Below are 26,882 nucleotides of genomic sequence, written 5' to 3' on the forward strand. Positions count from 1 at the left end.
TTCCGAGCAACTCAATTGTCAAAACGTTGGCGGGATTCATCACGAAAAATTGTCACAAAAAAGCTTTAAGAAAATTGAGGTCAGACGTCTTCACAACGGTTTACATAAGTGATATGATGTAAGCGTATTCAGGTGTGAACGAGAAAGGAGGGGGATATCATGCGTTCGCAAGTCGAGTCTTTTTTACAATATATGACCGTTGAGAAACGAATGTCCTCGAACACGAGACAAGCCTATGCGAGCGATTTGACGCAGTACTTATCGACATTGACGCAACTCGATGTCACGGACTGGAACGATGTCTCACGGTCCCATATCGTCAAACATATGGAAGAGTTGTCTCAAGCAGGACGAGCCGCATCATCACTTCGACGCGCCGTCAGTTCGATTCGGACGTTCCATCACTATCTAAAGATGACGAATGAAACGTCGACCGACCCGTCACTGTATCTCGAGTCGCCGAAAGCGGAGCGGCAACTGCCGGACACATGGTCGCAAGAGGAAGTCGAGCGGTTGCTCGACAGCGTCCCGACGTCGGACCCGCTCGCGCTTCGTGACCGGGCCATGCTCGAACTGTTGTATGGTACCGGGATGCGGGTCAGTGAACTTCTTGGCCTTGATTTGGATGATTTACAGTTCGAATTGGGGTATTTACAGTGTGAAGGCAAAGGGGAGAGTGCTCGAATCATCCCGGTCTCCTCTGTCGCCCAAGGATTTGTCGAACGGTATATCCAGCAAGCCCGTAACGGGATTGGTGGTCGGGAGACGGAAGCACTGTTTCTGAATGGACGGGGTGGACGCCTCAGCCGTCAAGGATTTTGGAAGATGATCAAGCGACGCGCGAAAGAGGCCGGCATCCGAAAAGAAATTACGCCGCACGTGCTCCGTCATTCGTTCGCCACGCACCTTCTCGAGAACGGTGCCGATTTGCGTGCGATTCAACAGATGCTCGGTCATGCAGACCTCTCTACGACTCAAGTTTACACCCATGTCAATAAGTCCCGGCTTCACGATGTATATCGGAAACATCATCCCCGGGCGTAACACCTTTAAAGGAGGAACTTTTTGTGAAGAAATTTAAACGTATTTTCCTAGTCGTCATGGACTCGGTCGGGATTGGCGAAGCGCCAGATGCCGAACAGTTCGGGGACGCAGGCTCAGACACGCTCGGTCATATCGCTCGCGAGCACGGCGGGTTGGCGATGCCGCACATGGGCCGTCTCGGTCTAGCGAACATCAAACCAATCGAAGGCATCGAGGCATCGGACGCACCGAGCGCTTACGGACGGATGCAAGAAATCTCGGCTGGGAAAGATACGATGACAGGACACTGGGAAATCATGGGGCTTCACATCGATACGCCGTTCCGTGTATTCGAGGAGTTTCCTGACGATTTGATCAATCGATTGAAAGAGTTCAGCGGGCGTGACATTATCGGCAACAAACCGGCTTCAGGGACAGAGATTTTAGATGAGCTCGGAGAAGAGCACGTCAACACGGGCGCCCTCATCGTCTACACGTCGGCCGATTCGGTGCTCCAAATCGCAGCGCACGAAGAAGTCGTGCCGCTCGACGAGTTATACCGCATCTGTGAGTATGCGCGTGAAATCACACGAGAAGATCCGTACATGCTCGGTCGCATCATCGCGCGCCCGTTCCTCGGTACGCCTGGGGCTTGGGTCCGGACCTCGAACCGTCACGATTATGCCCTCAAACCGTTCGGGAAAACGGTCATGAACACGCTTCAAGATGCCGGGAAAGATGTGATCGCACTCGGGAAGATTAGCGATATTTACGACGGTGAAGGCGTGACGAAGGCCGTTCGCACAAAGTCGAACATGGACGGCATGGACAAACTTGTCGAATCGCTCGATGAAACGTTCGAAGGACTTTGCTTCTTGAACCTCGTCGACTTTGATGCACTCTTCGGTCATCGCCGTGACCCGGCTGGTTATGCGCAGGCACTCGAAGAATATGACGCGCGGTTACCAGAAGTGTTTGCCAAGTTGCGCGAGGACGACCTCTTAATCATCACGGCAGACCACGGGAACGACCCGACGCATCCAGGTACGGACCATACGCGTGAATACGTCCCGCTCATCGTTCATCACCACGGAGCGACAGCGATCGACCTCGGCATTCGAGGCACGTTCGCAGATATCGGCGCGACGGTCGCGGATAACTTTGACGTCGACGCACCAGCAATCGGAAAAAGTTTCTTAAACGAAATTTGAGGAGGCCATTCACATGGTAAATTGGAATGAAACGAAAGCATTTTTACAGGAACGCATGAACGGCACACCGGAGATCGGTTTGATTTTAGGGTCAGGGCTCGGTGTACTTGCCGACGAGATTGAAAACCCTGTCGCCATCCCTTATGAAGACATCCCACATTTCCCGGTGTCGACGGTCGAAGGCCATGCCGGCCAACTTGTCTTCGGAGACCTTGAAGGAAAACGCGTCGTCGCGATGCAAGGTCGTTTCCACTTCTACGAAGGCTATTCGATGGAGCAAGTGACGTTCCCGGTACGTGTCCTCAAATTGATTGGTGTCGAGACGCTCATCGTCACAAACGCTGCCGGCGCATGTAATGAGAACTTCAACCCGGGAGATTTGATGATCATCACGGATCACATCAACTTCTTCGGGACGAGCCCGCTCATCGGAAAAAACGCGAACGAATTCGGAACGCGTTTCCCGGATATGTCGGAAGCTTATGACAAACAGCTCGTGAAATTGACGGAACAAGTCGCTTCAGACCTCGGTCTCAACGTCCAAAAAGGGGTGTACTTCGGGAACACCGGCCCGACGTATGAGACGCCTGCCGAAGTGAGAATGGCTCGCCTGCTCGGAGGAGACGTCGTCGGGATGTCGACGGTCCCAGAAGTCATCGTCGCACGTCACTCGGATATGCGCGTTCTTGGCATTTCTTGCGTCTCGAACATGGCGGCCGGTATTTTGGATCAGCCGCTCAATCACGAGGAAGTCATCGAGACGACAGAACGCGTCCGTCAAGACTTCTTGTCACTCGTGCGCGGCACGATTAAAAGCATCTAATTTAATCCCACTTACATCCAACTAGGAGGACGAAACTTATGCGTATGGTCGACTTGATTTTGAAGAAACGTAACGGTGGCGAATTGAACGAGGAAGAGATTCGCTTCGTCGTCGAAGGGTTCACGAACGAATCGATTCCAGATTATCAAATGTCTGCCCTCTCGATGGCGATTTACTTCAACGGGATGACAGAGAAAGAGACAGCTGCCCTCACGATGGAGATGGTGAAGTCTGGGGACGTCATCGACCTCTCGAACATCGAAGGCAAAAAAGTCGATAAACACTCGACAGGAGGCGTCGGCGACAAGATCAGTCTCATCGTCGCGCCACTCGTCGCGTCAATCGGGATTCCGGTCGCGAAGATGAGTGGCCGTGGCCTCGGCCACACGGGCGGCACGATTGACAAGTTGGAGTCGTTCCCTGGTTTTAACGTCGAATTGACGGAAGAACAGTTCACGAAACAAGTGAACGACATCAAGATGTCGATTATCGGCCAGACGGGGAACTTGACGCCAGCTGATAAGCGCCTGTATGCGCTACGTGATGTCACGGCGACAGTTGATTCAATCCCGCTCATCGCGAGCTCGATTATGTCGAAGAAGATTGCGGCCGGTGCCGACAGCATCGTCCTCGACGTGAAGACGGGGTCTGGCGCGTTCATGAAATCGTTCGATGATGCGAAAGCGCTCGCCGAGGAGATGGTCGCGATTGGGAAGAACGTTGGCCGCCAAACGGTCGCTGTCATTACCGACATGGACCAACCGCTCGGTTTTGAGGTCGGGAACGCGAACGAAGTGAAGGAAGCGATTGAAGTATTGTCTGGAAAAGACGTCGAGGACTTGAAGACGATCGCGTTGACGATTGCTGGCCACATGGCCGTTCTCGGCGGGTTCTATCCGACGTTCGATGAAGCGTACGCTGACCTCGAGAAACGGATTGCCGATGGGCACGCCCTCGAGGTGTTCCGTCAGTTCGTAGCGGCACAAGGTGGCGACGCGTCGCTCGTCGATGACTTGTCGAAACTTCCGCAAGCAAAATATGAGACGACGTTCGTCGCGAAGCAGGCGGGCTACGTCGAGTCAATCATCGCCGATGAAGTCGGTGTCGCCGCGATGCTCCTCGGGGCAGGTCGGGCAACAAAAGATGATCAGCTCGACTTCGCGGCCGGCATCACGCTCGAGAAGAAAGTCGGCGACCGGGTCGAAGAAGGCGACGTCATCGCCGTCTTGCGCGCGAACATTGAAGATATGTCTTCGGCGCTCGAACGGATGGATCACGCCTACACAATCGGTGAGGCGAAGCCTGAGGCGCGTCCGCTCATTCACGCGGTCATTCAGTAAGTCAGAACGCCTGTTTCCACAAAACAGTGGAGACAGGCGTCTTTTTTTGATAGAATGGGCAATGTGAGTGATGATAACTATATGAACATAAAGGGGTTTTTGTACATGAAAAAAGGATCGATGAAACTTGAGAACGGTGAAATGATCGAATTCGACTTGTTCCATGACGCAGCACCAATCACGGTAGAAAACTTCGAAAAACTTGCGAACAGCGGCTTCTACAACGGCTTGACGTTCCACCGTGTCATCCCTGGCTTCGTGAGCCAAGGCGGATGCCCACAAGGAACGGGTATGGGCGGCGCAGGCTATACGATTCCTTGCGAGACGTCGACATCGTTCCCATATAAACATGAGGCAGGCTCGCTCTCGATGGCACACGCTGGACGCAACACAGGTTCGTCACAGTTCTTCATCGTCCACGAGCCACAGCCGCACTTGGACGGCGTGCACACCGTATTCGGGAAAGTGACGTCTGGTCTCGAGCATGCAGTCAAGCTCCGTCAAGGCACGAAGATGGCCGAAGTCAAGGTGTGGGACGAGAATTGATTTTTGTATGACCGTTATGGCACAATGAGCCATGTCTCTCACGTGTTCACTTCGTGAAACTTGAATGACTAAAGGTGGTGAAACCAGCAATGCTGGTGAAATATAAACAATCGTACGAAAAGACAGCGATGGGCCTCTTGGCGTTCTCGTGTAGCGACAAGTCCCCGCTCGCGCTGTTAGAGCTCGTCCGCTCTTACGAGGAAGACCCTGCCCGTTTCCTTTATCTATGGAAAGTCGGGGAAGACTTCGTCGGAATCATCGGGATGGAACAACAAGATACGACGATGCATATTTTGCATATCGCCTTGTCGCCATCGTTCCGGGGCGAGAAACGCTCTTATGAACTGCTCGATGAGACTCGAAATTTGTTGCCGCTTGACTTGACGCTAACGGGTCAAGGCAAGACAGGTGAACTGCTTGATAAATGGAATCAAGTGGCCATATAAAAAGCTAGGCAGCGTGCCTAGGTACTCGACTGCAGACAACGATGTCTGCAGTTTTTTATGTCATTTTTTGGCCTTGTTTCGAGCTTCAAGTGCCCGCAGTCGTTCCTTGACGACTGGACTTCGGTCGCGATACAAGTGCTTATGCACAAGTTCCTCAAAGGAGAGCGCGGTCGGTTCGAACGCGTGTTTCAATCGTTCGATGCGGGCCCTCGTCGTCGGCTCGAGCGGGAGTACGGTCGACAAAGGCCATATAGTCAGGTCGCGTTTGAATTGTGGGATGTCGACGCCGAGCGACTGGAGTTCGTCTGCGGCGAAATCGAGTTTACGGTGCAATGCGGCGATACTCTTTCGTGCACCGATCTCATTGCCGCGTCGGGCGTGATAGTGGGCGACCGCATATTGGATGAGCACCGCATAGCCGAGTGATGCCCGGTTTCCGGCTTGCCATGCCTCTTCGAGTACTTCGTGGCATTCAAAATAATCGGCATGGCACTCGAACAAGAGCGTATACTGGGTAAAAGGGGTAGTCAAATCAAATTTCTCCTTTCGTGGTCGCAGTCCTATAAAACATGTTATACTAAAGCGCAAAAATGTAAAATGGCAGGTGTCTCTATGGAAGCGTATAACGTCAAAATTGATACGTTCGAAGGGCCGCTCGATTTGTTGCTCCATTTGATTGGGAAGATGGAGCTCGACATCGTCGATATTTCTGTTGCGGAAGTCACGGACCAGTATGTCGCCTTCATCCGTACAATGCAAAAGTTTGAGCTCGACGTCGCGAGCGAATATTTGGTCATGGCGGCGACGCTCCTCCAATTGAAGAGTAAGCAGCTATTGCCCCCTGTACCCGTCGAGGAAGACGACATCCCTGACTTTTCGGATGAACCGACACGCGAAGGGTTGATTCGTCAATTGATTGAATATAAAGCGTACAAAGAAGCGGTCGTCTTCATGCGTGAACAAGAGGAGCAACGGCTCGAACTGTATAGCCGTCCCGGTGACGATTTATCGCGTTATACGTCTGAACATGAGCCGTATGACGGGCCTCTGAACTTTTCTGATTTACTTCACGCCTACTCGAAGATGGTCGAGCGAAAGCGTTGGAAAGAACGGCGTAAGAAAACGATCAAACGTGAAACGCGCACGCTTGAAGAGCAGATGACGCGGCTGCATGAACACGTCGCATCGAAACGCAAGACGTCGTTCTTCGCTTTCTTCGAGGAACGGCCGGACGTGTCCGACCTCGTCGTGACGTTCATGGCGCTCCTCGAGTTGATCAAGTTGCGCGTCGTGACGACTTCGCAAGTCGAGCGTGATATCGAGATCTCGTTCATCGAGACGTCAAAGGAAAGGGATGAAGCCGTTGTTGTCCTATGAAACTATCATTGAAAGTTTACTGTTCGTCGTCGGAGAGGAAGGGATGGAGGTCCGAGCACTCGCCGAGACGCTCGACATCTCGGAAGCCGCCGCCCGTGAACAGTTAACGAAACTCGAGATCTCGTTCAAAGACTCGGGTCGTCCGTTTCAACTGATTGAATCGGCCGGTGTCTATAAGCTCGTGACAATCCCGGACGTGTCGCCTTACATTCAGCGATACGTCGGGACGATGGCGGAACAGGCGCTCTCGCGTGCGGCGATGGAGACGCTCGTCATCATCGCGTATAAGCAACCGGTGACGCGGGCAGACATCGAGGAAGTGCGCGGTGTGAAAGTGGAACGTGTCATTCACACGCTACTCTCAAAAGGCCTCATCGAATCGGCCGGTCGCGCGAAGACGCTCGGTCGCGCAAAGCTTTACCGGACGACCGAGCATTTCCTTGATCATTTCGGGTTTAACTCGCTCGACGAGTTACCACCATTAACATTTGAAGACGAGCTCTCGGACGAAGGCGATTTGTTCTTCGCAGAGCCGGCACGTCATTCGCAAGACAGATTGGAGAAGGATTAATTCATGGAACGTTTACAAAAAGTAATTGCCCAAGCAGGTGTCGCTTCACGGCGAAAAGCAGAAGAAATGATTTTAGACGGCCGCGTCCGTGTCAACGGGAAAGTCGTCCGTGAACTCGGTACGAAAGTTGGACCGAAATCAGAAGTTGAAGTCGATGGTGTCAAAATCGAACAAGAAGAGCACGTCTATTACGTCGTCTACAAACCGAGCGGCTACGTCTCGACGGTCGATGACGATAAAGGACGAAAAGTCGTCACGGACCTCGTCCCACCAGGCTCGCGCGTTTTCCCGGTCGGTCGTCTCGACTACAATACGACAGGGTTGATTCTACTCACGAACGACGGCGAGTTCTCGAACTTGATGACGCACCCGAAGTTCAAGATTCCGAAGCGCTATGTCGCGAAAGTGAAAAATGTCCCGTCGTACATCGCCATCAAAGAACTCGAGTCGGGCGTCAAGCTTGACGACGGCTTCAAGACGGGTGGTGCGAAAGTCCGGATGAAATCGGTCGACCATAAGAAAAACACGGCGATCGTCGAGCTCGTCATCTCCGAAGGTCATAATCGCCAAGTCCGTCGCATGTTCGAAGCGGTCGGCTCGGAAGTGATTAAACTGAAACGTGAACAGTTCGGTTTCTTGACGCTTGACGGGTTGACGACAGGAGAATGGCGTGAACTTTCACGCAAAGAAGTGTCGAAACTTCGCGAACTCGCGAACCCGACCGTCCCGCTCGAAAAACGAGGCAAGAAAAAGAAGAAATGACAATAAAAAAATCGTCCTTTGTAGGATGATTTTTTTGATTGTGGAGATTGTGTGACAAAACAATGAAAAAAGTCTGTTAATGTGCGTTTTTATTGTTTTTTCAGTACAATAGCAACTGAAAGGAAGGTGTGATCAATCATGAAGAAAGAGAAGACGGGTGACCGCATGGAGCAAGCGATGGCCCATAAGAAGAAACGTTCGTTTTGGCGGCTCATGGTCATGACGATGGTGCTGTTCGCAGGTGCGGTCGTCGTCATGCAACTGATTGAACAAGCAGGAAACGACGGCCGGGTCGAAGCCGGAGATACGGCACCGAATTTCAAGCTTGTCAGCCTCGATGGGGCGACGATGCTCGAACGTGAGAACTACGAGGGCAAGGGACTGCTTTTAAACTTCTGGGGTACGTTCTGTGAGCCGTGCAAGAAAGAGATGCCGGTCGTCCAAGAAAACTATGCGACGCTACAAGACATGGGGGTCGACTTCTGGGCGGTCAACGTCGGGGAGACGCCACTTCGCGTCGACAATTTTGTAAACGGTCTCGGCGTCAAGCTCGACTATCCGATTTTGATGGATACGCGTAGCGAGGTCGAGAAGGCATACGGCATTTATAACTTGCCGGTCACGTTCGTCATCGATGAGGACGGGAACGTGATTGAGAAATATGAAGGTGAACTCACAAAAGAGAAATTGATGGAGTTGGCCGAGAAGTCATTGTAAGGGAACGGGGGGCGCACACATGCTAGATATGAAATATGACGGCGCTGATTTGCGGTCGAAACGACGTCCGAGATCATGGATTGATCGCGTCTGGAGCTTCTTTGCATCGGTAAAGGTCGGGCTCTGGTTGATTGCTGTGATTATCGTCGGTTCCGCTGTCGGTACGATTTTCCCGCAGGAAATGTACATCCCGCAACAATTGCCGGCGAGCCAGTATTACACGCAAGAGTACGGTTCGGCCGGAACGCTCTACTACACGCTTGGATTCCATAATCTTTATACGTCATGGTGGTATATCGGGCTCATCGTCATGTTGACACTGTCGCTCATCGTCGTGTCAATCGATCGGTTCTTCCCGTTGTACAAAGCGTTGAAAAACCAGCCGGTGCGACGTACCGACCGTTTCATGCGTGGGCAACGTCTAACTGGAGAAGGAAAAGGCTCGGACGCACAAATCGATGCGTTCGGTGACGCTTTAAAAGCGAAACGCTATCAAGTGAAGCGTGACGGTGACGCACTGCTCGCCGAGAAACATCGCTTCGGGCGCTGGGGCCCATACGTCAACCACGTCGGTCTCGTCATCTTCTTCATCGGGGCGATGCTCCGCGTCTTCCCTGCCTTCTATACAGACACGCTCGAATGGGTGCGGGAAGGGGACACGGTCGCGCTCGAGGCGACCGAAGACGAGTATTATTTGCGCAACGACCAATTCATTCTCGAGATGTACGACCCAGAGAACAATGAGGAAGATGCGAAGTTCGCCGATGCAATCGAGAAGGCGGGTGCCGTCCCGAAAAACTATGAGACGGAATTGACGCTCTTCAAGAAGACCGGGACGAACGATGACGGATCGCCTGTTCTCGAAGAAGTCGAGGTTGGTTCGACGAAAGTGAACCATCCGTTCAAGTTTGATAAGTATGAAGTCTATCAAGAGCAGTACTCGAGCCGTCCCGAGTTCTTATCGATGTCGTTTAGCGTCGGTGATAAAGAGACGGGCGAACTGTACGGCCCGTTCACGGTCGACTTGGACAACCCGGAGACGACGTATGCGCTCGGGGACGTGACGGTCTCGTTGAAAGACTTATATCCTGACTTTGAAGTGCGAAACGGGGTGCCGGATACGAAATCGCCGCGCGCATTGAACCCGGCGTTCTTCTTCACAATCGATACGCCGGAAGGGACGAGCGAGACGAACTTGATTGGAATCCGGATGAACGTGGCCGACGAAGAGAATCGGTATGCCGTTCAATTCGCAGGGACCGAGATGGCGAGTACGAGTGGTCTCCGGGTGAAGAGCGACTCGACGTACCCGATTTTAATCGTCGGTGGGACGATCTTTATGATTGGGATCGTGATGGGGATGTATTGGCCACACCGTCGCGTCTGGATACGTCGTCACGGTGAGACGGACGTTCTCGTCGCGGGCTTCACGAATAAAAACCCGTCGTCGCTTCGTCGTGAAGTGTCGCCGCTTCTCGAGAAGGCAGGGCTGCCGATTTGGGAAGATCAGGCGATGTTCGAAAAAGAGACAAACGCCAACTCAACAACTGAAAGAGGGGAATCTTAATGGAATGGATTCAATGGAGCAGTCGTCTGCTCCTCATCGCGTTCATTTTATACGCCGTCGCGACCGTGTTGTTCACGATCGCGGTCAGCGGGATGCGTAAAGACCGAAACGTCAACCGTGTCCCATACGGCAAAATCGCGTTCATCTTGGCTGTGATCGGCTTTATCGCCCAGACAGGCTACTTTATTTTACGCTGGGCCGGTGTCGGTTATGCGCCTGTGTCGAACTTGTACGAATATACGACGTTCTTTGGAATGATGATAGTGCTCGGTTTCCTCGTCGTCTATGGGATTTATAAAAATGATGTGCTCGGCTTGTTCGCGATGCCGGTGGCGCTACTCGTCATCGCCTTCGCTTCGATGTTCTCAAGCGACGTGGCACCACTCATCCCGGCACTCAACAGTGTCTGGTTGAAGATTCACGTCACGACGGCCGCCCTCGGGCAAGGCATTCTCGCAATCAGTTTCGCGTCAGGACTCATCTTCTTGTTAAATGAGACATCGATGCGCGAACAATCGAAGTCGCGCACGTGGCTCGAAGTGACGATGTTCGTCCTCGTCTGTACGCTCGGCTTCATCCTCATCTCGATGCTCTTCAAAGGGATTGGTGCCGGTGGTGTCGTCGAGTTCACGAACGACCGAGGCGGCCAAGAGACGTACGAGTACTTCATGCCGATCTTGTTCGCACCAGAAGGCGCACAACTCCTATCTGGGTCGAGCGGCTTGTCACTTGAGCTTCCGAACTTCATCAACACGTTGAAGTTGAATACGCTCGTCTGGTCGGTCATCGCGGGACTCGTGCTCTACGTCTTGCTCCGCTTCGTCATTCTCCGTAAGCGGATCGCCGAGTCGTTGCAGCCGCTCGCGAAGAAGGTCAGCCTCGACCTCGCCGATGAGATCAGTTATCGCTCGGTCGCCATCGGGCTACCGGTCTTCATCCTCGGCGGCCTCATCTTCGCCATGATTTGGGCACAAATCGCCTGGAACCGATTCTGGGGCTGGGATCCGAAAGAAGTGTGGGCGCTCATCACGATGCTCATCTATATCTATTATCTCCACATGCGAATTCAGCGCGGGTGGACGGGAACGAAAGCGGCCTGGCTATGTGTCGGCGGTTTCGCTGTCATCATGTTCAACCTCGTCTTCGTCAACCTCGTCATCGCCGGGTTGCATTCGTACGCGTAATGAAAGAAGTCACTTCGGTGGCTTCTTTTTTCGTAAGGGCATACAACTCACCGTTGTGAAGCCAAATAATAGAGTGGTATAGTTATGAAAGAGAGCGGAATGTTCACAATTGTGCAACAATCGCTACATCTTGCAATGGATCTCTAGGAGGTTTTAGTGGATGGCTGATAAAACGAAAATTCTAGTGGTCGACGATGAGGAAAGAATTCGTCGACTGTTGAAAATGTATCTCGAACGCGAACAGTACGTCATCGAAGAAGCGACGAACGGGGAAGAGGCGCTGCAGCTCGCACTTGAGCGTGATTATGACGTCATCTTGCTAGATCTGATGATGCCTAAGATGGACGGGGTCGAGGTGTGTACGGAACTCCGTAAGTCGAAAGCGACGCCGGTCATCATGTTGACGGCGAAAGGCGAAGAGATTGACCGGGTCCAAGGGTTCGAGGTCGGGGCGGACGATTATATCGTCAAACCGTTCAGCCCACGTGAAGTCGTCCTGCGCGTCAAGGCGCTTCTTCGCCGCTCGGGAGCGACGAAGTTCCTCCGGACGTCAGAGAAGTCGAAAGACTTGATCGTTTATCCGCATCTGACGATTGACAATGACGCCCACCGCGTCACCGTCGATGGCGAAGAGATCGCCCTCACGCCGAAAGAGTATGAGCTCTTGTTCTTCTTGGCGAAACAAGTCGATAAGGTGTTCTCGCGCGAACAGTTGTTAAAAGAGGTATGGAACTATGAATTCTTTGGAGACCTTCGAACGGTCGACACGCACGTCAAACGGCTTCGTGAGAAGCTGAACCGGATCTCCCCTGACGCCGCCCAAATGATTACGACGGTATGGGGTGTCGGCTACAAGTTCGAAGCCGTCAGTGAGTGATGGTTCGCCGTAACAGTATCGTCACGAAGCTCTGGCTGACGATTCTCGTCCTCGTCAGTCTCGTCTTGTTCATCGTCTCGGTCCTCATGCTCGAGTTCTTCAACTCGTTTCATATCGACCAGGAGCGAGGACACTTGGCCAAGCTCGGTGGACAAGTCCAGTCGGTGTTGCTTCAAGAAGGCGACACGTCGCGCACCGTCGACCAAATCATCGAGGTGTACGGGGCCAACTATATTCTAGAGAATGGTTCTGTCCGTTCGAACTTCGGGACGGAAGTGGACGGACTGATGACCGAGCTCGGACGTCAGGCATGGGAGCCGTATCAACAAGTCGGCGAGACGGCGATTGGTAATTTTTCTTCCTTCGACGATCAAGCCGCCTTGGCGTACCGGACGACGTTCCCGCTCGAGACGGGTGACTACACGCTCTACTTGCTCGAGCCGCTCGATGCGATTTCAAGCGCCAATGAAGGGGCGCGCACGATCATCTTTTGGACCGTCGCCTCCGCGATTATCGCGACGACCGTGTTCGCGTTCTTCCTGTCGACGCGAATCACGGCGCCGCTTCGGGAGATGCGTGACGCCGTCAATAAGACGGCCGAAGGTCAATTCGATTTACGTCTTGAACAACGGACACATGATGAAATCGGACAGCTCGCCGGATCGTTCAACGCGATGAGCAGCCAGCTCGCGACGTACGTCAACGCGCTCGACCGGGAGCGGCTACAACTCGCCTCGATTTTACGCTCGATGGCCGACGGTGTCATCACGCTCGACCGCCACGCGAACGTCATCGTGACGAACCCGCAAGCCGACCCGTTGTTCATCGACGGGCAGCCGCATGACGTCGTCTTGTCACTCTATGAGGAAGTCGTCGACGGCGCCCCGGAGAAGACGATTGAAGTGAAACAGAACGAGCATTATTATACGCTCACGGTCACGCCGCTCATCGGGGAAGAGGATTTCGAAGGCGCCGTCGTCGTCATCCGCGACACGACCGAGAGCCATCGCCTCGACAAGATGCGGACCGATTTCGTGGCGAACGTCAGCCATGAGCTCAGGACCCCGCTCGTCACGCTACAAGGCTATTCGGAAGCGATTATCGACGGGATGACGGAAAGCGATGACGCGACGAAAGAATTCGCCTCCATCATCTACGATGAGTCGCTCCGTCTCGCGAGGCTTGTCAACGATTTGCTCGACCTCGCGAGAATCGAGTCGGGCAAAGAGACGATGCAGTTCATGCCGCTCGACCTCGGTGAGTTCTTGCCGCGCGTCATGCGCAAGTTTAAGCAGATGGCGAAAGAGAAAGGGATTGAACTCGATGCGAGCGCACCGAGCCGGATGCTTGAAGCAGACGGCGACCGTCTTGAGCAAGTGTTCACGAACTTGATCGGCAACGCCATCGCCCATACGGACAGCGGATCGATTCGCCTTGACGCGGTCGAGGAGGAAGACGGGGTAGTGATTCGCCTCATCGACACCGGTACGGGTATCCCGAAAGAAGACTTGCCGTTCGTGTTCGAACGGTTCTATAAAGCCGACAAGGCGCGGACGAGCGGTGGCAAGACCGGCACCGGAATCGGCCTCGCCATCGTCAAAAACGTCATCGATGCCCATCACGGATCGGTCGACGTCTCAAGTGTGCTCGGTGAGGGGACGACGTTCACGATTCGTCTCCCGTACACCCAGCCCGATGCATAATGACAATGGTGACTCCTATGGGTCACCATTTGTGGCATAAAGGAGGAAATGACATGAAACTGTACACTCGAGGCGGTGACAAAGGCGAGACGTCTCTTATCGGGGGACGCGTCTTAAAAGTTCATCCGCACATTCAGGCGATGGGGTTGTTAGATGAACTGAACAGTCATATCGGGCTCGCGCTCGCCCATCAAACCGATGATGTGCTTCGTGCCCAGCTGACGAAGATTCAACACGACTTGTTCGACCTCGGTTCAGAGCTCATGTACACTGAGACCCCACCGAAACTCGTCGATCTGGTCATCGTCACCGAGCTCGAGACATGGATTGACGAGCTCGAACCGAAATGCCCGGAACTGAAACGGTTCATCTTACCGGGTGGGAGCGTCGCTGCGGCGAGCCTGCACGTGGCGCGCACCGTCTGTCGACGTGTCGAGCGAGAACTCGTCAATGTCGATGCGGCCTCACGCCAACTCCCATTTTATAACCGGCTGAGCGATTACTTGTTCACTGCGGCCCGTTACGCGAACGTCGTGGCCGGTGTGCCCGACCAAGAATATGCCCGTGGCGCCGACGTGTTCAAAACGAAAAAGAAAAAGGAGTAGGTCTACTTATGAAAGGAATCGAACAATTCCAACAGCGTTTGCACTATTCGGTCTATCCGACCGATAAGTTTAAGACGACGACGTGCCTCGTCTCGTTCTCGGCACCGCTTTCGAAAGAGACGATTGCCGACCGTGCGTTGTTGCCGTATATCATGGAGAAGTCGACAGCGAACTATCCATCGATTGAAGCGTTCCATACGCCGTTAGAAGAACTGTACGACGCCGCGCTCTACGCCGGCGCCTCGAAAGTCGGGGCCGAACATGTCATCCAGTTCCAACTCGAGGTCGTGAACGACAGTCTCGTCGGGGAAGCCGTACTCGCGAAGGCGATCAAACTACTAGAAGAAGTGCTGCTTCGCCCGAACGCGTTCGATGGCGCATTCCAACCGTTGATTGTGGAACAGGAACTGCGTCTTCAACGACAGCGCATCGAATCCGTCTACGATGACAAGATGCGTTTCGCCCAACAACGCCTGCAGGAGATGCTCGGCGGCGAGCTCGCCATCCCGTCGCTCGGTACGCTCGAGCAGTTGGCGGAAGTGACGCCGCGCTCGTTATTCGAGGCGTACGAGGCGATGATTCAACACGACCGAATCGACGTCTACGTCGTCGGCGATGTCGACCGGGCTCAAGTGACGGAAGCGTTCGCGCCGATTGAAACGCTCGGCGCCGCGCTACCGCGCCGCTACCCAGAATCCGTCGTACGCGAGTTCCAACGTCTCGAGGAAGCCCAGTCCATCAACCAGAGCAAACTTCACCTCGCCTATGCCGTCGATGTCGACCCGACGAGCGAGGATGCGGTCCGGATGCAAGTCGTCAACGGGTTGTTCGGTGGGTTCCCACATTCGAAGCTGTTCATGAACGTGCGCGAGAAGGAGAGCTTGGCGTACTACGCGGCCTCGCAATATAGCTCGCTTAGCCGCATGTTGTTCGTCTACGCCGGCATCGACATGACGAATCAAGCAAAGACCGAACAGATTATCACCGACCAGCTCGTTGACTTGCAGGCGGGTACGTTCGAAGAGGAGACGCTCGAGCAGACGAAAGAGATGCTCTACCACCAGCGCCGTCAGCTCGGAGACAACCCGCGTCAATTGATCGCCTGGATGAGCGGGTCGGATATCCGCCCGTTCACACTCGAGGAAGAGATGGCGATTATCGGACGGACATCGCGAGACGATGTCGCGAAGCTTGCACAACGAATCGATTTGAAGGCAGTGTATTGTTTAAAGGGGGAGACGACATGAGAGTAGAGTTTCCGCACGTCGGTGAGACGCTGCATCATACCGTGCTCGACAACGGATTGACCGTCTATTTATTGAAAAAAGTCGGCTATGAGAAGACGTACGCCACATTCACGACGAAATACGGGTCGATTGACCGCCGCTTTAAGACGGAAGAATGGGTGGACGTGCCGGACGGGATTGCCCATTTCCTCGAGCATAAGATGTTTGAAAAAGAAGACGGGGACGTCTTCCAGAAGTTCGGGCGATTCGGGGCGTCGGCGAACGCATTCACCTCGTTCACCCGGACGGCGTATTTGTTCGGAGCGACCTCGAACGTCGAAGCGAACTTGACGACGTTGATCGACTTTGTCCAAGCACCTTATTTCACCGAGGCGTCGGTCGAGAAAGAGAAAGGGATTATCGGTCAAGAGATTCAAATGTATCAAGACAATCCCGGGTGGCGTTTATACTTTGGATTGATTGGGGCGATGTACGCCGAGCATCCAGTGAACATCGATATCGCCGGAACGATCGAATCGATTGGCAAAATCACGGCGGACGACTTGTACACCTGCCACCGCGCCTTCTACCACCCGAGCAACATGGTGTTGTTCGTCGTCGGGAACATCGATCCTGAAGGCGTGCTCGAGCAGATCAAAGCAAATCAAGCCGCGAAGACGTTCGAAGCACCCGTCTTGACGGCACGGGAACAAATCGAGGAACCAGAAGCAGTCCATCAGTCCGAACGAATCATCGAGATGGACGTCTCGGTGCCGAAAGTGATGATTGGTTACAAAGACACGCCACGTGCCGGTGCGGCGGGCATGAAGCAGGAGCTCATCGTCGAGTTGCTCCTCCACAGCCTGTTCGACACGACGGCGCCCCTTTACGCGGAACTTTATGCGGAAGGATTGATTGACGATGCGTTCTCGTTCGATTATACGTCGGAAGACACGTTCGCGTTCGCCGCGCTATCGATGGAGACGCCTCACGTCGACACGTTCGTCTCGCGCATCACGGCCGCGCTTGAACGTCCGCTCAACTTAGACGAGGCGACGCTCGACCGCAAGAAACGGATGATGAAAGGGCAATTTTTAAAAGCGCTCAACTCACCGGAGTTTATCGCCAACCAGTTTTCACGGTACGCCCTTAGCGGTGGCAACATGTTCGAGATGCCGGACGTGATCGATGAAATCACGCTCGATGACCTATACGAGGCGTACGGCCGACTGTTCCAGTCTGACAAACGAGCCGTCTCGATCGTCAAAAAGCCGTGAGAACGCTCATTACCGGTGCGAGCGGGGCGATCGGCCAAGCGGTCGCGAGAGCGTTTCGCGGTGACGCACTCATCTTGCAGGCGAATCGAAACGGCGCCACGCTCGAGGCGTTCGTGAAAGCGGAACGACTCGATGCCCGAGTCGACACGTGCGACCTCGAAGACGAAGACGCGCTCGAAGCGTGGATGACGTCAATCGAGCAAATCGACCGTCTCGTCTACGTCGCAGGGAACCACGTCCACGGCCTCGTCGTCGACCAACCGATTCACGACCTCGATCGTTTATACCGTGTCCACGTCCGTGCGCTCACACGTCTCGTTCAACGGGCCGTCGCAGCGAAACCGTATGACGCCCCGCTCGACATCGTCGTCGTCTCGAGCGTCTGGGGCGAGGTCGGGGCAGCCGGTGAAGTGTTTTACTCGACCGTGAAAGCGGCGCAGCTCGGTTTCGTCAAAGCGTTCGCCCGCGAGGCCGGACCGTTCCATGTACGCATCAACGCCGTCACGCCGGGCTGGATAGATACGCCGATGAATGATACGGTAGAAGAGACGAAAGACGAGGCGATTCAGGCGATTCCGCTCGGGCGTCTCGGCCATGTCGACGAAGTGGCCCGGACGATTCGCTTCCTCTGTTCTGAGGAGGCAGGATATATGACCGGCGCCATCCTGCGAATCGATGGAGGTTGGCAGTGACGACTTCGTGAAATGGAAAAACGAGTTCTTTTCAATTCTTCTAAAATAATTTAGAATGAACAAGGTAGTGAACGTGTAGCGGAAAGGGTGGACCGGATGGATCATAAGTTCGAAGAATGGTATCTCGAGTATGAACTTTGCCAAAATCGACCTGGTATTCTCGGTGACATCGCATCACTCATGGGAATGCTCCAAATCTCAATCGTGACGATTAACGGGGTCGACCTGCAACGCCGTGGGATGCTGTTAAAAGCGCCGGCAGCCGATCACGTCCACCGGCTCGAACATATCCTCCGCAAGATGGAAGCGATCGCCGTCATCAAGCTGCGTCGGCCGAAACTTCGCGACCGTATCGCGATTCGGCACGGGCGCTATATCGAACATGATAACGATGACAAAAAGACGTTCCGGTTCGTCCGCGAGGACTTAGGTGTCCTCGTCGACTTTGTCGCCGAACTGATGAAAGAAGAGCGTCACCTGTTGATTGGTGTCCGCGGCAATCCGCGTGTCGGGAAGACCGAGTCGATTGTTGCGGCCAGCGTATGTGCCAACAAGCGCTGGCTCTTCCTCTCGTCGACGCTCATGAAGCAGACGGTTCGGACATCGCTGTTTGAAGAAGAACGGGAAGGCGATCACGTCTACATAATCGACGGCGCCGTCTCGACAAGGACGATGGACGAGCGGCACCGTCAACTGATTCGAGAAGTCATGCGGCTCCCGGCCGTCAAAGTGATTGAACATCCTGACCTATACGTCCGGAACACGGACTGCGTGTTCGAGGACTTTGACTATATTATCGAGTTGCGCAACAATCAAGATGAAGTCATCATCATCCCGCAAGAAACGCATCGTGAAGCAGAATGGTTTGAATAATTATTTGAATGGAAGGTGTGGACCCCTGTGACAGAACTAGGGACTTTTTTGAAACAAAGGCGTGAGGCGAGCGGCTTGACGCTCGACCAAATCCAGCAGACGACGAAGATTCAAAAGCGCTATATCATCGCGATCGAGGAAGGTGATTATAAAAATCTCCCTGGTTCGTTCTATGCACGGGCGTTCATCAAGACGTATGCCGAGTCGCTCGGTCTAGACGTCGACGAGTTGTACGAAACGTATGCGAAAGACTTGCCGAAAATCGAACCGCAACCGACGGCGCAGTTGTCTCGCAAACAGACGTACTCGAAAGCATCGGAGACGTCGAGCCGCGTCTCACGTTGGGTGCCGAAAGTGATGCTCGTTCTCGTCGCCTTCTTGCTCATGACGGCCGTGTGGTACGTGGTCCGAAGCCTTGATTTCGGCGGGCAAGACGCTTCACCGAACGAGGCGCCGAGCTCTGGCGTGTCGATCAACCAAAATGAAGAAGTGCCAGAAGAAGAGCCGGCTGAAGAAGCGCCGGTCGAGGAAGAGCCAGTCGAGGAAGAGCCAGTCGAAGAGACAGGCCCAATCGCCGTCACCGAGACGAACGGAGCCGACTTGACGTATGAGATTGCGACCGATGAGCGATTGACGACCGAGATTCATGTGAAGGAGTCACCGGCGACGTATGTCGGGGTCCGCGATACGTCGCTTGAAGGACCGTTCCTCGCACCTGAGTATCCGAACCAATCGAAACAAAATCCAATCGTCATCGAAGACGCCGAGACGGACACGCTACGCATCCGAATCGGTTTGATCGGTGGCGTCGAGAAAATCGTCGTCAACGGTCGAGAGCTCGAACTAGCCGATTCACCGGTCACACAAAATATTTTTGTGAAGAGAGTCGATGCTGAATAAGCCGACGCTCTTCTAGAGGAGGAGTTCTCGATGAACCTACCTAACCGCTTGACGATGTTACGGGTCGTATTGATTCCCGTCTTCGTCGTCTTGCTCGCAGTAGACTTTGAGTGGGGAGACATCGCTTTCCTCGGAGCGGAAGTCCCGCTCCATCAATTTTTAGCCGCCGTCGTCTTCACGGTCGCGGCCATCACCGATTGGCTGGATGGCCATTTGGCGAGAAAGCACAATTTGGTGACGAACTTTGGGAAGTTCATGGATCCGCTCGCAGACAAGTTGCTCGTCACCGCGGCGCTCGTCTTGCTCGTCGAGATGAATCTCGTCGCGGCGTGGGTCGTCGTCGTCATCTTGTCGCGTGAGTTTGCCGTGACCGGGCTGCGACTCGTCGCAGCCGATGAAGGCATCGTCGTCGCGGCCGGTAAGTCAGGCAAGGCGAAGACGTGGGTCCAGCTGTTTGCCATCATCTTCTTATTGTTCGGGAACCCGATTTTCAGTTACGTCGGCATCCCGTTCGGAGAGTGGGCGATGTGGCTCGCTCTCGCCTTGACGATTTATTCGGGAGCCGAATATTTCGCCCAAAACTATAAAATCATTGTAAAGTCGATGTGAATCGAGGAGACGAGTTGTGGTTGCAACTCGTCTTTTTTGAATCGTGAGGAGGAGAATCCATGCAACGGACCGAAATCATTGCGGTAGGTTCTGAACTACTGCTAGGCGAAATCACAAACACAAACGCGCGTTACATCTCACTTCAATTGTCGAAGCATGGCATCCCCGTCCTGTATCATGTAGTCGTCGGGGATAACGCCGCGCGCCTTAAAGAGACGTTCGCCAAGGCGCGGGAGCGCAGCGACTTCGTCATCGTCACCGGCGGGCTCGGCCCGACGAATGACGACATCACGAAGACGGTTCTCGCCGACTTACTCGGCCGTCGAATCACCCGGGACGAAGCCTCGCTCGACACGATTGCGCGATTCGTCCGCTCGCGAGGACGTGAATTGAACGAAGGGGACCGTCGGCAAGCCGACGTGTTAGAAGGTTGTGAGGTGCTCGCCAACCCGGTCGGTCTCGCTCCCGGGATGTGGCTAGACGATGGGGGGACGACGTGGCTCCTCTTGCCGGGCGTCCCTCGGGAGATGAAGGCGCTCGTCGAAGCGACGTTTCCGCAAAAGTTTTCGGGGGCGACACTCGTATCCGAGTCGCTCCGTTTCTATGAGATAGGCGAATCGGCACTCGATGACGCCGTGTCGTACTTGATGACCGGATCGAATCCGACCGTCGCCCCGTATGCGGAGTCCGGGGAGGCGCGGCTACGGATCAGTGCGAAGGCGACAACGGAAAGCGAGGCAAACGAGATGATCGCCGCCGTGAAGCAAGATATTTTGAACCGTGTCGGCGCCTATTATTTTGGGTCGGATGAGGATACGTTGGCGACCGCGTTGCTTCGCGAACTCGAACGTCGACAGTCCACGTTGTCCGTCGCCGAGTCGTTGACGGGCGGACGCGTCCAAGCGATGCTCACCGCCGTCCCGGGTGCGTCGAACGTGTTTCGAGGTGGCGTCGTCACGTACTCCGACGAGCTAAAAAATAGGTGTTTAGGGGTGTCTCTTGCTACAATAAAGTCTCACTCGGTCGTCTCAAAAGAAGTGGCTTCTGAGATGATCCACGGCTTGATTCAACTGACGTCGACCGATTATGGGTTGGCTTATACAGGAGAGGCCGGTCCCGTCTCAAGTTCCGGACGGCCTGTCGGGACGGTATATATCGGCGTGAAGACGAGACGTGGCATTGATGTGATTGAACGCCACTATCCGCATCAAGAACGACACGTGATTCAAGAACGGGCCGCAAAAGATGGATTATGGGTATTATTGAAACGAGTAAAAAAAGGCGAATAAACGTTCGCAAAAAACTTGTGTATGTGATGTCGTTAGCTTATAATAGGAGTATCAATCAAAGGAGGCTCATTTATCTATGAGTGATCGTAAACAAGCGTTAGACATGGCGTTACGCCAAATCGAGAAACAGTTCGGTAAAGGCTCAATCATGCGCCTTGGTGAAAATACAGATCAACAAGTATCGGTCACACCGTCAGGGTCGATCGCCCTCGACATCGCCCTCGGCGCCGGCGGCTATCCGCGGGGACGCGTCATCGAAGTGTACGGACCAGAATCTTCAGGTAAGACGACAGTAGCCCTCCACGCGATCGCCGAAGTACAAAAACGCGGAGGTCAGGCAGCGTTCGTCGATGCCGAGCACGCCCTCGACCCGAAATACGCGAAGAACCTCGGTGTCAACATCGACGAGCTTCTCTTGTCACAGCCTGATACAGGGGAGCAAGCGCTTGAAATCGCTGAGGCGCTCGTCCGTTCAGGTGCGGTCGACATCCTCGTCGTCGACTCGGTTGCGGCACTCGTCCCGAAAGCCGAGATTGAAGGGGAAATGGGGGACTCGCACGTCGGTCTCCAAGCCCGTCTCATGAGCCAAGCGCTCCGTAAGTTGTCTGGGGCGACGAACAAGTCGAAGACGATCGTCATCTTCATCAACCAAATCCGTGAGAAGATTGGGATCATGTTCGGGAACCCGGAAACGACTCCAGGTGGACGTGCCCTCAAGTTCTACTCGTCTGTCCGTCTTGAAGTGCGTCGTGCTGAGACGCTCAAGCAAGGACAAGACATGGTCGGGAACCGGACGAAGATTAAAGTCGTCAAAAACAAGATCGCACCACCGTTCAAAACGGCGGAAGTTGACATCATGTACGGAGAAGGAATCTCACGTGAAGGGGAGCTCATCGACATCGGGGCCGACCTCGATATCGTTCAAAAGAGCGGTGCGTGGTACTCATACAATGAAGAACGTCTCGGTCAAGGCCGTGAGAATGCCAAACAGTTCATGAAAGAGAATCCGCACGTCGCGGCAGCTGTCGAAGAACAGATTCGCGATCATTACGGGTTGAACGGCGAAAAAACGGTCACCGTCGCTGCGGAAGACGATGAAGTGCTCTCGCTTTTAGATGAGGAATAAGTGACACGTCTCACTCAGAGGATTCTGAGTGAGATTTTTTTAGTATAATTTTTTTATGAATTGGTAGTTCTATCCTGTCCGCGCATTGCATTCTCCTATGTAAATAAGTACAATAAAGCTATACGCGGGCTCGCTCGCGTATTCATTCATGAAAAAATAAAATAACCTTGCGAAAGGGAGGTGAACATGATGGAATGGCTATTAGAGCTTATTCTGATCCTCCTTTTGCCGATAGCTTTTGTTGCAGGTTTTTTTGTGCGTAAATCGATCGCCGAAGCGAAGATTCAAGGTGCTGAGACGGAAGCGACCAAGATTGTAGAGCAAGCGCGACAACAATCGGAAGCGATGCAAAAAGAAGCACGGCTTGAAGTAAAAGAAGAGATGATTCAACTTCGCAACGAGACGGAGCAAGAACTGCGCGAACGTCGCGAAGAGCAAAAGGTGAAAGAGAACCGCCTCGTTCAAAAAGAAGAGGTCCTCGACCGGAAAGCAGACATGCTCGAACGGAAAGAAGACTCACTCGACGAACGGGAAGCGACACTCGCGAAACGCAAACGCGAAGCCGAGACGCTTGAGAGCAAAGTGGAGGAACTGTACGAGGAAGCGCGCCAAGAACTCGTTCGCGTCGCAGCCTTGTCGAAAGAAGAAGCACGGACCATCATCATGGACGAAGCGAAGCAGGAAGCGCTTCACGATGCTGCTCTCCTTCAAAAAGAAATCGAGCAAAAAGCAAAATTTGAAGCTGATAAAAAAGCGAAGCACCTCTTGTCGCTCACGATGCAACGTTACGCCGCCGAGCATGTGGCCGAGACGACGGTATCGGTCGTCAACTTGCCGAGCGATGAGATGAAAGGCCGCATCATCGGGCGCGAAGGACGTAACATCCGGACGCTCGAGACGCTCACAGGTATTGACCTCATCATCGATGACACACCGGAAGCGGTCATCCTATCCGGATTCGACCCGGTCCGTCGTGAAATTGCCAAGATGACGCTCGAGAAACTCGTCCAAGACGGTCGGATTCACCCGGCCCGAATCGAAGAGATGGTCGAGAAGTCACGCCGTGAAGTCGATGAGCGCATCCGTGAATACGGGGAAGAAGCGACGTTTGAGGCCGGCATCCACGGTGTCCATCCAGACCTCGTCAAGACGCTCGGTCGCATGCGCTACCGGACGAGCTACGGTCAAAACGTACTCGCCCACTCGGTCGAAGTGGCACATCTCGCCGGCATGATGGCCGCCGAGCTCGGAGAAGACGTGACGCTCGCGAAACGAGCGGGTCTCCTCCACGACATCGGGAAAGCGATTGACCATGAGGTCGAAGGCAGCCACGTCGAGATTGGCGTCGAGCTGGCCACGAAGTACAAAGAGCATCCGGTCGTCATCAATTCGATCGCCTCGCACCACGGAGACGTCGAAGCGACATCGACGATTGCAGTGCTCGTCGCTGCGGCCGACGCGTTGTCAGCGGCACGGCCTGGTGCCCGCCAAGAGACGCTCGAAAGCTACATTCGTCGCTTAGAGCGCCTCGAATCGATTTGTGAATCGTTCGATGGCGTCGAGAAATCATACGCGATTCAAGCAGGTCGAGAAGTGCGCATCATCGTACGTCCGGACGTCGTCGACGACGTCGTGGCAAGCAAGATGGCACGCGATATCTGTAAGCGGATTGAAGATGAACTCGATTATCCAGGACAAATTAAAGTGACGGTCATCCGCGAAACGCGGTCCGTCGATTATGCGAAGTAAAAAAGCGGAGACCTTCTCCGCTTTTTCTATTGATGGAGGAGGAACAGCATGAAGATTTTATTTATCGGTGACGTCGTCGGGAAACCGGGACGGGACATTTTGGCCGCGCAAATCGGTCGTTTGAAAGACAAGTACAACCCGACGTTCATGCTCGTCAACGGCGAGAACGCGGCGAACGGGCGCGGCATCACGAAGAAGATTTACCAACAGTTTTTAGAGCTCGGTTTCCATGGTGTGACGATGGGGAACCATACGTGGGACAACCGCGACATCTTCGATTGGATTGATGATGCCGACCGCATCGTCCGCCCGGCCAACTATCCGGACGGGACACCAGGCGTCGGGGTGATGGTGTTGAAGCAGCGCGGGAAGAAGCTCGCCGTCATCAATGCGATGGGGACGGTCTTCCTCCCGTCGCTCAACTGTCCGTTTCGAACGGTCGACGCATTGATTGAAGAGGTGAAAGATGACGTCGACGCCATCTTCGTCGATATGCACGCCGAGGCGACGAGCGAGAAGATTGCGATGGGCTACCACTTAGACGGTCGTGTCCAAGCGGTCGTCGGCACACACACGCACGTCCAGACGGCCGATGAGCGCGTGCTCGCGGGTGGGACGGCCTATATCACAGACGTCGGCATGACGGGACCGCTCGACGGTGTGCTCGGTATGGACGCGGACGTCGTGTTGAAAAAATTCCTGACACAACTGCCGGTCCGGTTTGAAGTTGCCGAGGGACGGGAACAACTTAATGGAGTTTTAATCACAATCGATGACCAATCGAAGCGAGCCACAAAAATCGAACGCATACACCTAGACGATCAGACCGTTTGGTTTGACTGAACAACCTACCCGAGGGGGAAACAAGAATGGACGTACTCAAAGTTTCGGCAAAATCGAATCCCAACTCCGTTGCGGGTGCACTCGCTGGCGTACTTCGTGAAAAGGGAACGTGTGAAATTCAAGCAATCGGCGCCGGAGCGCTCAATCAATCGATTAAGGCGGTCGCCATCGCGCGCGGTTTCGTCGCGCCGAGCGGTCTCGACTTGATTTGTATTCCGGCGTTCACGGATATTTTGATTGACGGGGAAGAACGAACTGCGATTAAGCTCATCATCGAACCGAGATGAGCTTGCGGTCGGGACATAGGTCCTATTCTTGTAAAGAGGAGCCATCGGCGCGGATGGCTCCTCTTTTTTTGATTGAAATCCGACGTTCTGTCTTCTCAGTTTCGTCATTTTATGACAAGATGAAAGGGAACGTGAAGTTCGATTAAGAGATAAGAGGGGGACGTTTTCGATGGAACAGCTCGTGTCAACGACAGAGAAGGAAGCAACGACACCTGTTATGAAAGCGATTCAAAAACATGCGGCCGGGTTCGGGGCAAAATTGGTCGAAGTACCGATTCCGACGCCAGGTCCGGGTGAAGTATTAATCAAAGTGACGGCGACATCGATTTGTGGGACCGATGTCCACATTTATGAGTGGGACGATTGGGCGAAGAGCCGCGTCAAGCCGCCGTACGTGTTCGGTCACGAGTTCTCGGGGGAAGTCGTGGCGCTCGGGGAAGGGGCGAAGCGCATCAAAATCGGTCAAGCCGTTTCGGCCGAGACGCACATCGTCTGTCACCAGTGTAAACAGTGTCTGCGCGGACAATATCACATCTGTAAAAACACGAAGATCATCGGCGTCGACACGCAAGGGTGCTTCGCCGAGTACGTCGTCATGCCGGAAGAAAATTTATGGGTCAACCCAGACTCGATGCCGGCGAAGCTCGCCTCGATTCAGGAGCCGCTCGGCAATGCCGTCCATACGGTGCTCGCGAGCGACGTGTCGGCCAAATCGGTCGCCATCGTCGGCTGCGGACCGATCGGGCTCATGGCCGTCGGGGTCGCCAAGGCGGCCGGGGCGAGCCGTGTGTATGCGATTGACGTCAACCCGTATCGGTTGAAGCTCGCCGAAGAGATGGGGGCGGACGTCGTCATCAATAGCTTAGAAGAGAATCCTCTCGAGTTGATTATGAACGAGACGGACGGAGACGGCATCGATGTCGTCTGTGAGATGAGCGGGCATCCCGTCGCGATTGATCAAGCGTTCAAGATGGTCACGGCAGGGGGCGACGTCAACGTGTTGTCGCTTCCGGCGAAACCGGTCGCCATCGACTTGACGCGCGACGTCGTCTTTAAAGGGGTCCGAGTTCAAGGGATCACCGGGCGCAAGATGTATGAGACGTGGGGCCAAGTGTCGACGATGCTCGCGACCGGGCAATTGAACGTCGAACCGATCATCACCCACGTGTTCAAGCTCGAGGAGTTCGAGCAAGGTTTCGAGCTCATGCGGGCCGGGAAATGTGGAAAGGTCGTCTTATTACCATAAACAGGGGGAATCG

Annotated in this window: 28 protein-coding genes; 27 read left to right on the forward strand and 1 reads right to left on the reverse strand. The window is 54.1% G+C overall.

Annotation, left to right across the window (positions count from 1 at the left end; all coding sequences use genetic code 11):
- Window positions 1–159 precede the first annotated feature (159 nt).
- From xerD to KNP76_RS04545, 6 genes are all read left to right on the forward strand, one after another.
- On the forward strand, window positions 160–1,044 hold the full coding sequence (xerD, locus tag KNP76_RS04520; protein ID WP_214843010.1) for a site-specific tyrosine recombinase XerD: 885 nt from the start codon (window positions 160–162) through the stop codon (window positions 1,042–1,044).
- Window positions 1,045–1,067: 23 nt separating this feature from the next.
- Window positions 1,068–2,234 (forward strand): phosphopentomutase, encoded by a 1,167-nt coding sequence (gene deoB, locus KNP76_RS04525; RefSeq protein ID WP_214843012.1) that lies wholly within the window; start codon window positions 1,068–1,070, stop codon window positions 2,232–2,234.
- Window positions 2,235–2,247: 13 nt separating this feature from the next.
- Complete coding sequence (locus KNP76_RS04530) at window positions 2,248–3,057, forward strand: purine-nucleoside phosphorylase (RefSeq protein WP_034805097.1); 810 nt, start codon at window positions 2,248–2,250, stop codon at window positions 3,055–3,057.
- Window positions 3,058–3,095: 38 nt separating this feature from the next.
- On the forward strand, window positions 3,096–4,397 hold the full coding sequence (locus KNP76_RS04535; protein WP_034805095.1) for a pyrimidine-nucleoside phosphorylase: 1,302 nt from the start codon (window positions 3,096–3,098) through the stop codon (window positions 4,395–4,397).
- Window positions 4,398–4,502: 105 nt separating this feature from the next.
- A complete protein-coding gene (locus KNP76_RS04540) occupies window positions 4,503–4,943 on the forward strand; it encodes a peptidylprolyl isomerase (RefSeq protein WP_034805093.1) in 441 nt (146 codons plus the stop codon).
- Window positions 4,944–5,032: 89 nt separating this feature from the next.
- Window positions 5,033–5,389 (forward strand): GNAT family N-acetyltransferase, encoded by a 357-nt coding sequence (locus KNP76_RS04545; RefSeq protein ID WP_034805092.1) that lies wholly within the window; start codon window positions 5,033–5,035, stop codon window positions 5,387–5,389.
- A gap of 60 nt (window positions 5,390–5,449) precedes the next feature.
- Here the strand turns inward: KNP76_RS04545 and KNP76_RS04550 are convergent, their stop codons facing one another.
- Entirely contained in the window at window positions 5,450–5,920 is a 471-nt protein-coding gene (locus tag KNP76_RS04550; RefSeq protein ID WP_034818198.1) for a DUF309 domain-containing protein, read from the reverse strand.
- Between the two features lie 81 nt (window positions 5,921–6,001).
- On the opposite strand from KNP76_RS04550, the gene KNP76_RS04555 reads away from it, so the two are divergent.
- The 21 genes from KNP76_RS04555 to tdh all read left to right on the forward strand — a co-directional run bounded on the left by KNP76_RS04555 (window position 6,002) and on the right by tdh (window position 26,869).
- Entirely contained in the window at window positions 6,002–6,766 is a 765-nt protein-coding gene (locus KNP76_RS04555) for a segregation and condensation protein A (RefSeq protein WP_034818200.1), read from the forward strand.
- On the forward strand, window positions 6,756–7,337 hold the full coding sequence (gene scpB, locus KNP76_RS04560) for an SMC-Scp complex subunit ScpB (protein WP_034805148.1): 582 nt from the start codon (window positions 6,756–6,758) through the stop codon (window positions 7,335–7,337). Before KNP76_RS04555 ends, scpB begins: the two co-directional genes overlap by 11 nt.
- A gap of 3 nt (window positions 7,338–7,340) precedes the next feature.
- Entirely contained in the window at window positions 7,341–8,099 is a 759-nt protein-coding gene (locus KNP76_RS04565) for a pseudouridine synthase (protein WP_034805086.1), read from the forward strand.
- 138 nt (window positions 8,100–8,237) lie between these two features.
- Window positions 8,238–8,816, forward strand: coding sequence for a redoxin domain-containing protein (locus KNP76_RS04570; protein ID WP_051690385.1), 579 nt, complete (start codon window positions 8,238–8,240; stop codon window positions 8,814–8,816).
- 19 nt (window positions 8,817–8,835) lie between these two features.
- On the forward strand, window positions 8,836–10,383 hold the full coding sequence (gene resB, locus KNP76_RS04575) for a cytochrome c biogenesis protein ResB (RefSeq protein ID WP_034805081.1): 1,548 nt from the start codon (window positions 8,836–8,838) through the stop codon (window positions 10,381–10,383).
- Window positions 10,383–11,567 carry a c-type cytochrome biogenesis protein CcsB gene (gene ccsB, locus KNP76_RS04580; protein WP_034805078.1) on the forward strand — a complete coding sequence of 395 codons (1,185 nt, stop codon included), beginning with the start codon at window positions 10,383–10,385 and terminating at the stop codon, window positions 11,565–11,567. Before resB ends, ccsB begins: the two co-directional genes overlap by 1 nt.
- Window positions 11,568–11,727: 160 nt before the next feature.
- Entirely contained in the window at window positions 11,728–12,444 is a 717-nt protein-coding gene (locus tag KNP76_RS04585) for a response regulator transcription factor (protein WP_211779352.1), read from the forward strand.
- Complete coding sequence (locus tag KNP76_RS04590; RefSeq protein ID WP_034818207.1) at window positions 12,444–14,147, forward strand: sensor histidine kinase; 1,704 nt, start codon at window positions 12,444–12,446, stop codon at window positions 14,145–14,147. The genes KNP76_RS04585 and KNP76_RS04590 overlap by 1 nt, the downstream gene beginning before the upstream one ends.
- A 53-nt stretch (window positions 14,148–14,200) precedes the next feature.
- On the forward strand, window positions 14,201–14,752 hold the full coding sequence (locus KNP76_RS04595) for a cob(I)yrinic acid a,c-diamide adenosyltransferase (RefSeq protein WP_034818209.1): 552 nt from the start codon (window positions 14,201–14,203) through the stop codon (window positions 14,750–14,752).
- A gap of 8 nt (window positions 14,753–14,760) precedes the next feature.
- Window positions 14,761–15,999: an EF-P 5-aminopentanol modification-associated protein YfmF gene (gene yfmF / locus KNP76_RS04600; RefSeq protein ID WP_034818211.1), complete on the forward strand. Its 1,239-nt coding sequence runs from the start codon at window positions 14,761–14,763 to the stop codon at window positions 15,997–15,999.
- Window positions 15,996–17,255: an EF-P 5-aminopentanol modification-associated protein YfmH gene (gene yfmH / locus KNP76_RS04605; RefSeq protein ID WP_034818213.1), complete on the forward strand. Its 1,260-nt coding sequence runs from the start codon at window positions 15,996–15,998 to the stop codon at window positions 17,253–17,255. Before yfmF ends, yfmH begins: the two co-directional genes overlap by 4 nt.
- On the forward strand, window positions 17,252–17,947 hold the full coding sequence (locus tag KNP76_RS04610) for an SDR family NAD(P)-dependent oxidoreductase (protein WP_211779354.1): 696 nt from the start codon (window positions 17,252–17,254) through the stop codon (window positions 17,945–17,947). Before yfmH ends, KNP76_RS04610 begins: the two co-directional genes overlap by 4 nt.
- A 96-nt stretch (window positions 17,948–18,043) precedes the next feature.
- Window positions 18,044–18,820, forward strand: coding sequence for a YmfK family protein (locus tag KNP76_RS04615; RefSeq protein WP_024371601.1), 777 nt, complete (start codon window positions 18,044–18,046; stop codon window positions 18,818–18,820).
- Window positions 18,821–18,868: 48 nt separating this feature from the next.
- Complete coding sequence (locus KNP76_RS04620) at window positions 18,869–19,720, forward strand: helix-turn-helix domain-containing protein (protein WP_251137336.1); 852 nt, start codon at window positions 18,869–18,871, stop codon at window positions 19,718–19,720.
- Window positions 19,721–19,750: 30 nt separating this feature from the next.
- On the forward strand, window positions 19,751–20,329 hold the full coding sequence (gene pgsA, locus KNP76_RS04625) for a CDP-diacylglycerol--glycerol-3-phosphate 3-phosphatidyltransferase (protein ID WP_034818218.1): 579 nt from the start codon (window positions 19,751–19,753) through the stop codon (window positions 20,327–20,329).
- Between the two features lie 59 nt (window positions 20,330–20,388).
- Window positions 20,389–21,618, forward strand: a complete 1,230-nt coding sequence (locus tag KNP76_RS04630) for a competence/damage-inducible protein A (protein WP_214843014.1) — start codon at window positions 20,389–20,391, stop codon at window positions 21,616–21,618.
- A gap of 76 nt (window positions 21,619–21,694) precedes the next feature.
- Entirely contained in the window at window positions 21,695–22,744 is a 1,050-nt protein-coding gene (gene recA, locus KNP76_RS04635) for a recombinase RecA (RefSeq protein WP_034805051.1), read from the forward strand.
- A gap of 186 nt (window positions 22,745–22,930) precedes the next feature.
- Window positions 22,931–24,493: a ribonuclease Y gene (gene rny, locus KNP76_RS04640; protein ID WP_034818221.1), complete on the forward strand. Its 1,563-nt coding sequence runs from the start codon at window positions 22,931–22,933 to the stop codon at window positions 24,491–24,493.
- Between the two features lie 48 nt (window positions 24,494–24,541).
- Window positions 24,542–25,336: a TIGR00282 family metallophosphoesterase gene (locus KNP76_RS04645; RefSeq protein WP_034805045.1), complete on the forward strand. Its 795-nt coding sequence runs from the start codon at window positions 24,542–24,544 to the stop codon at window positions 25,334–25,336.
- 26 nt (window positions 25,337–25,362) lie between these two features.
- Entirely contained in the window at window positions 25,363–25,623 is a 261-nt protein-coding gene (locus KNP76_RS04650; RefSeq protein WP_024371608.1) for a stage V sporulation protein S, read from the forward strand.
- A gap of 169 nt (window positions 25,624–25,792) precedes the next feature.
- Window positions 25,793–26,869: an L-threonine 3-dehydrogenase gene (tdh, locus tag KNP76_RS04655; RefSeq protein ID WP_214843016.1), complete on the forward strand. Its 1,077-nt coding sequence runs from the start codon at window positions 25,793–25,795 to the stop codon at window positions 26,867–26,869.
- Window positions 26,870–26,882 lie beyond the last annotated feature (13 nt).

The organism is Exiguobacterium sp. s150, from assembly GCF_018618435.1.
In the GTDB taxonomy this organism is placed as follows: Bacteria; Bacillota; Bacilli; order Exiguobacteriales; family Exiguobacteriaceae; genus Exiguobacterium; species Exiguobacterium alkaliphilum.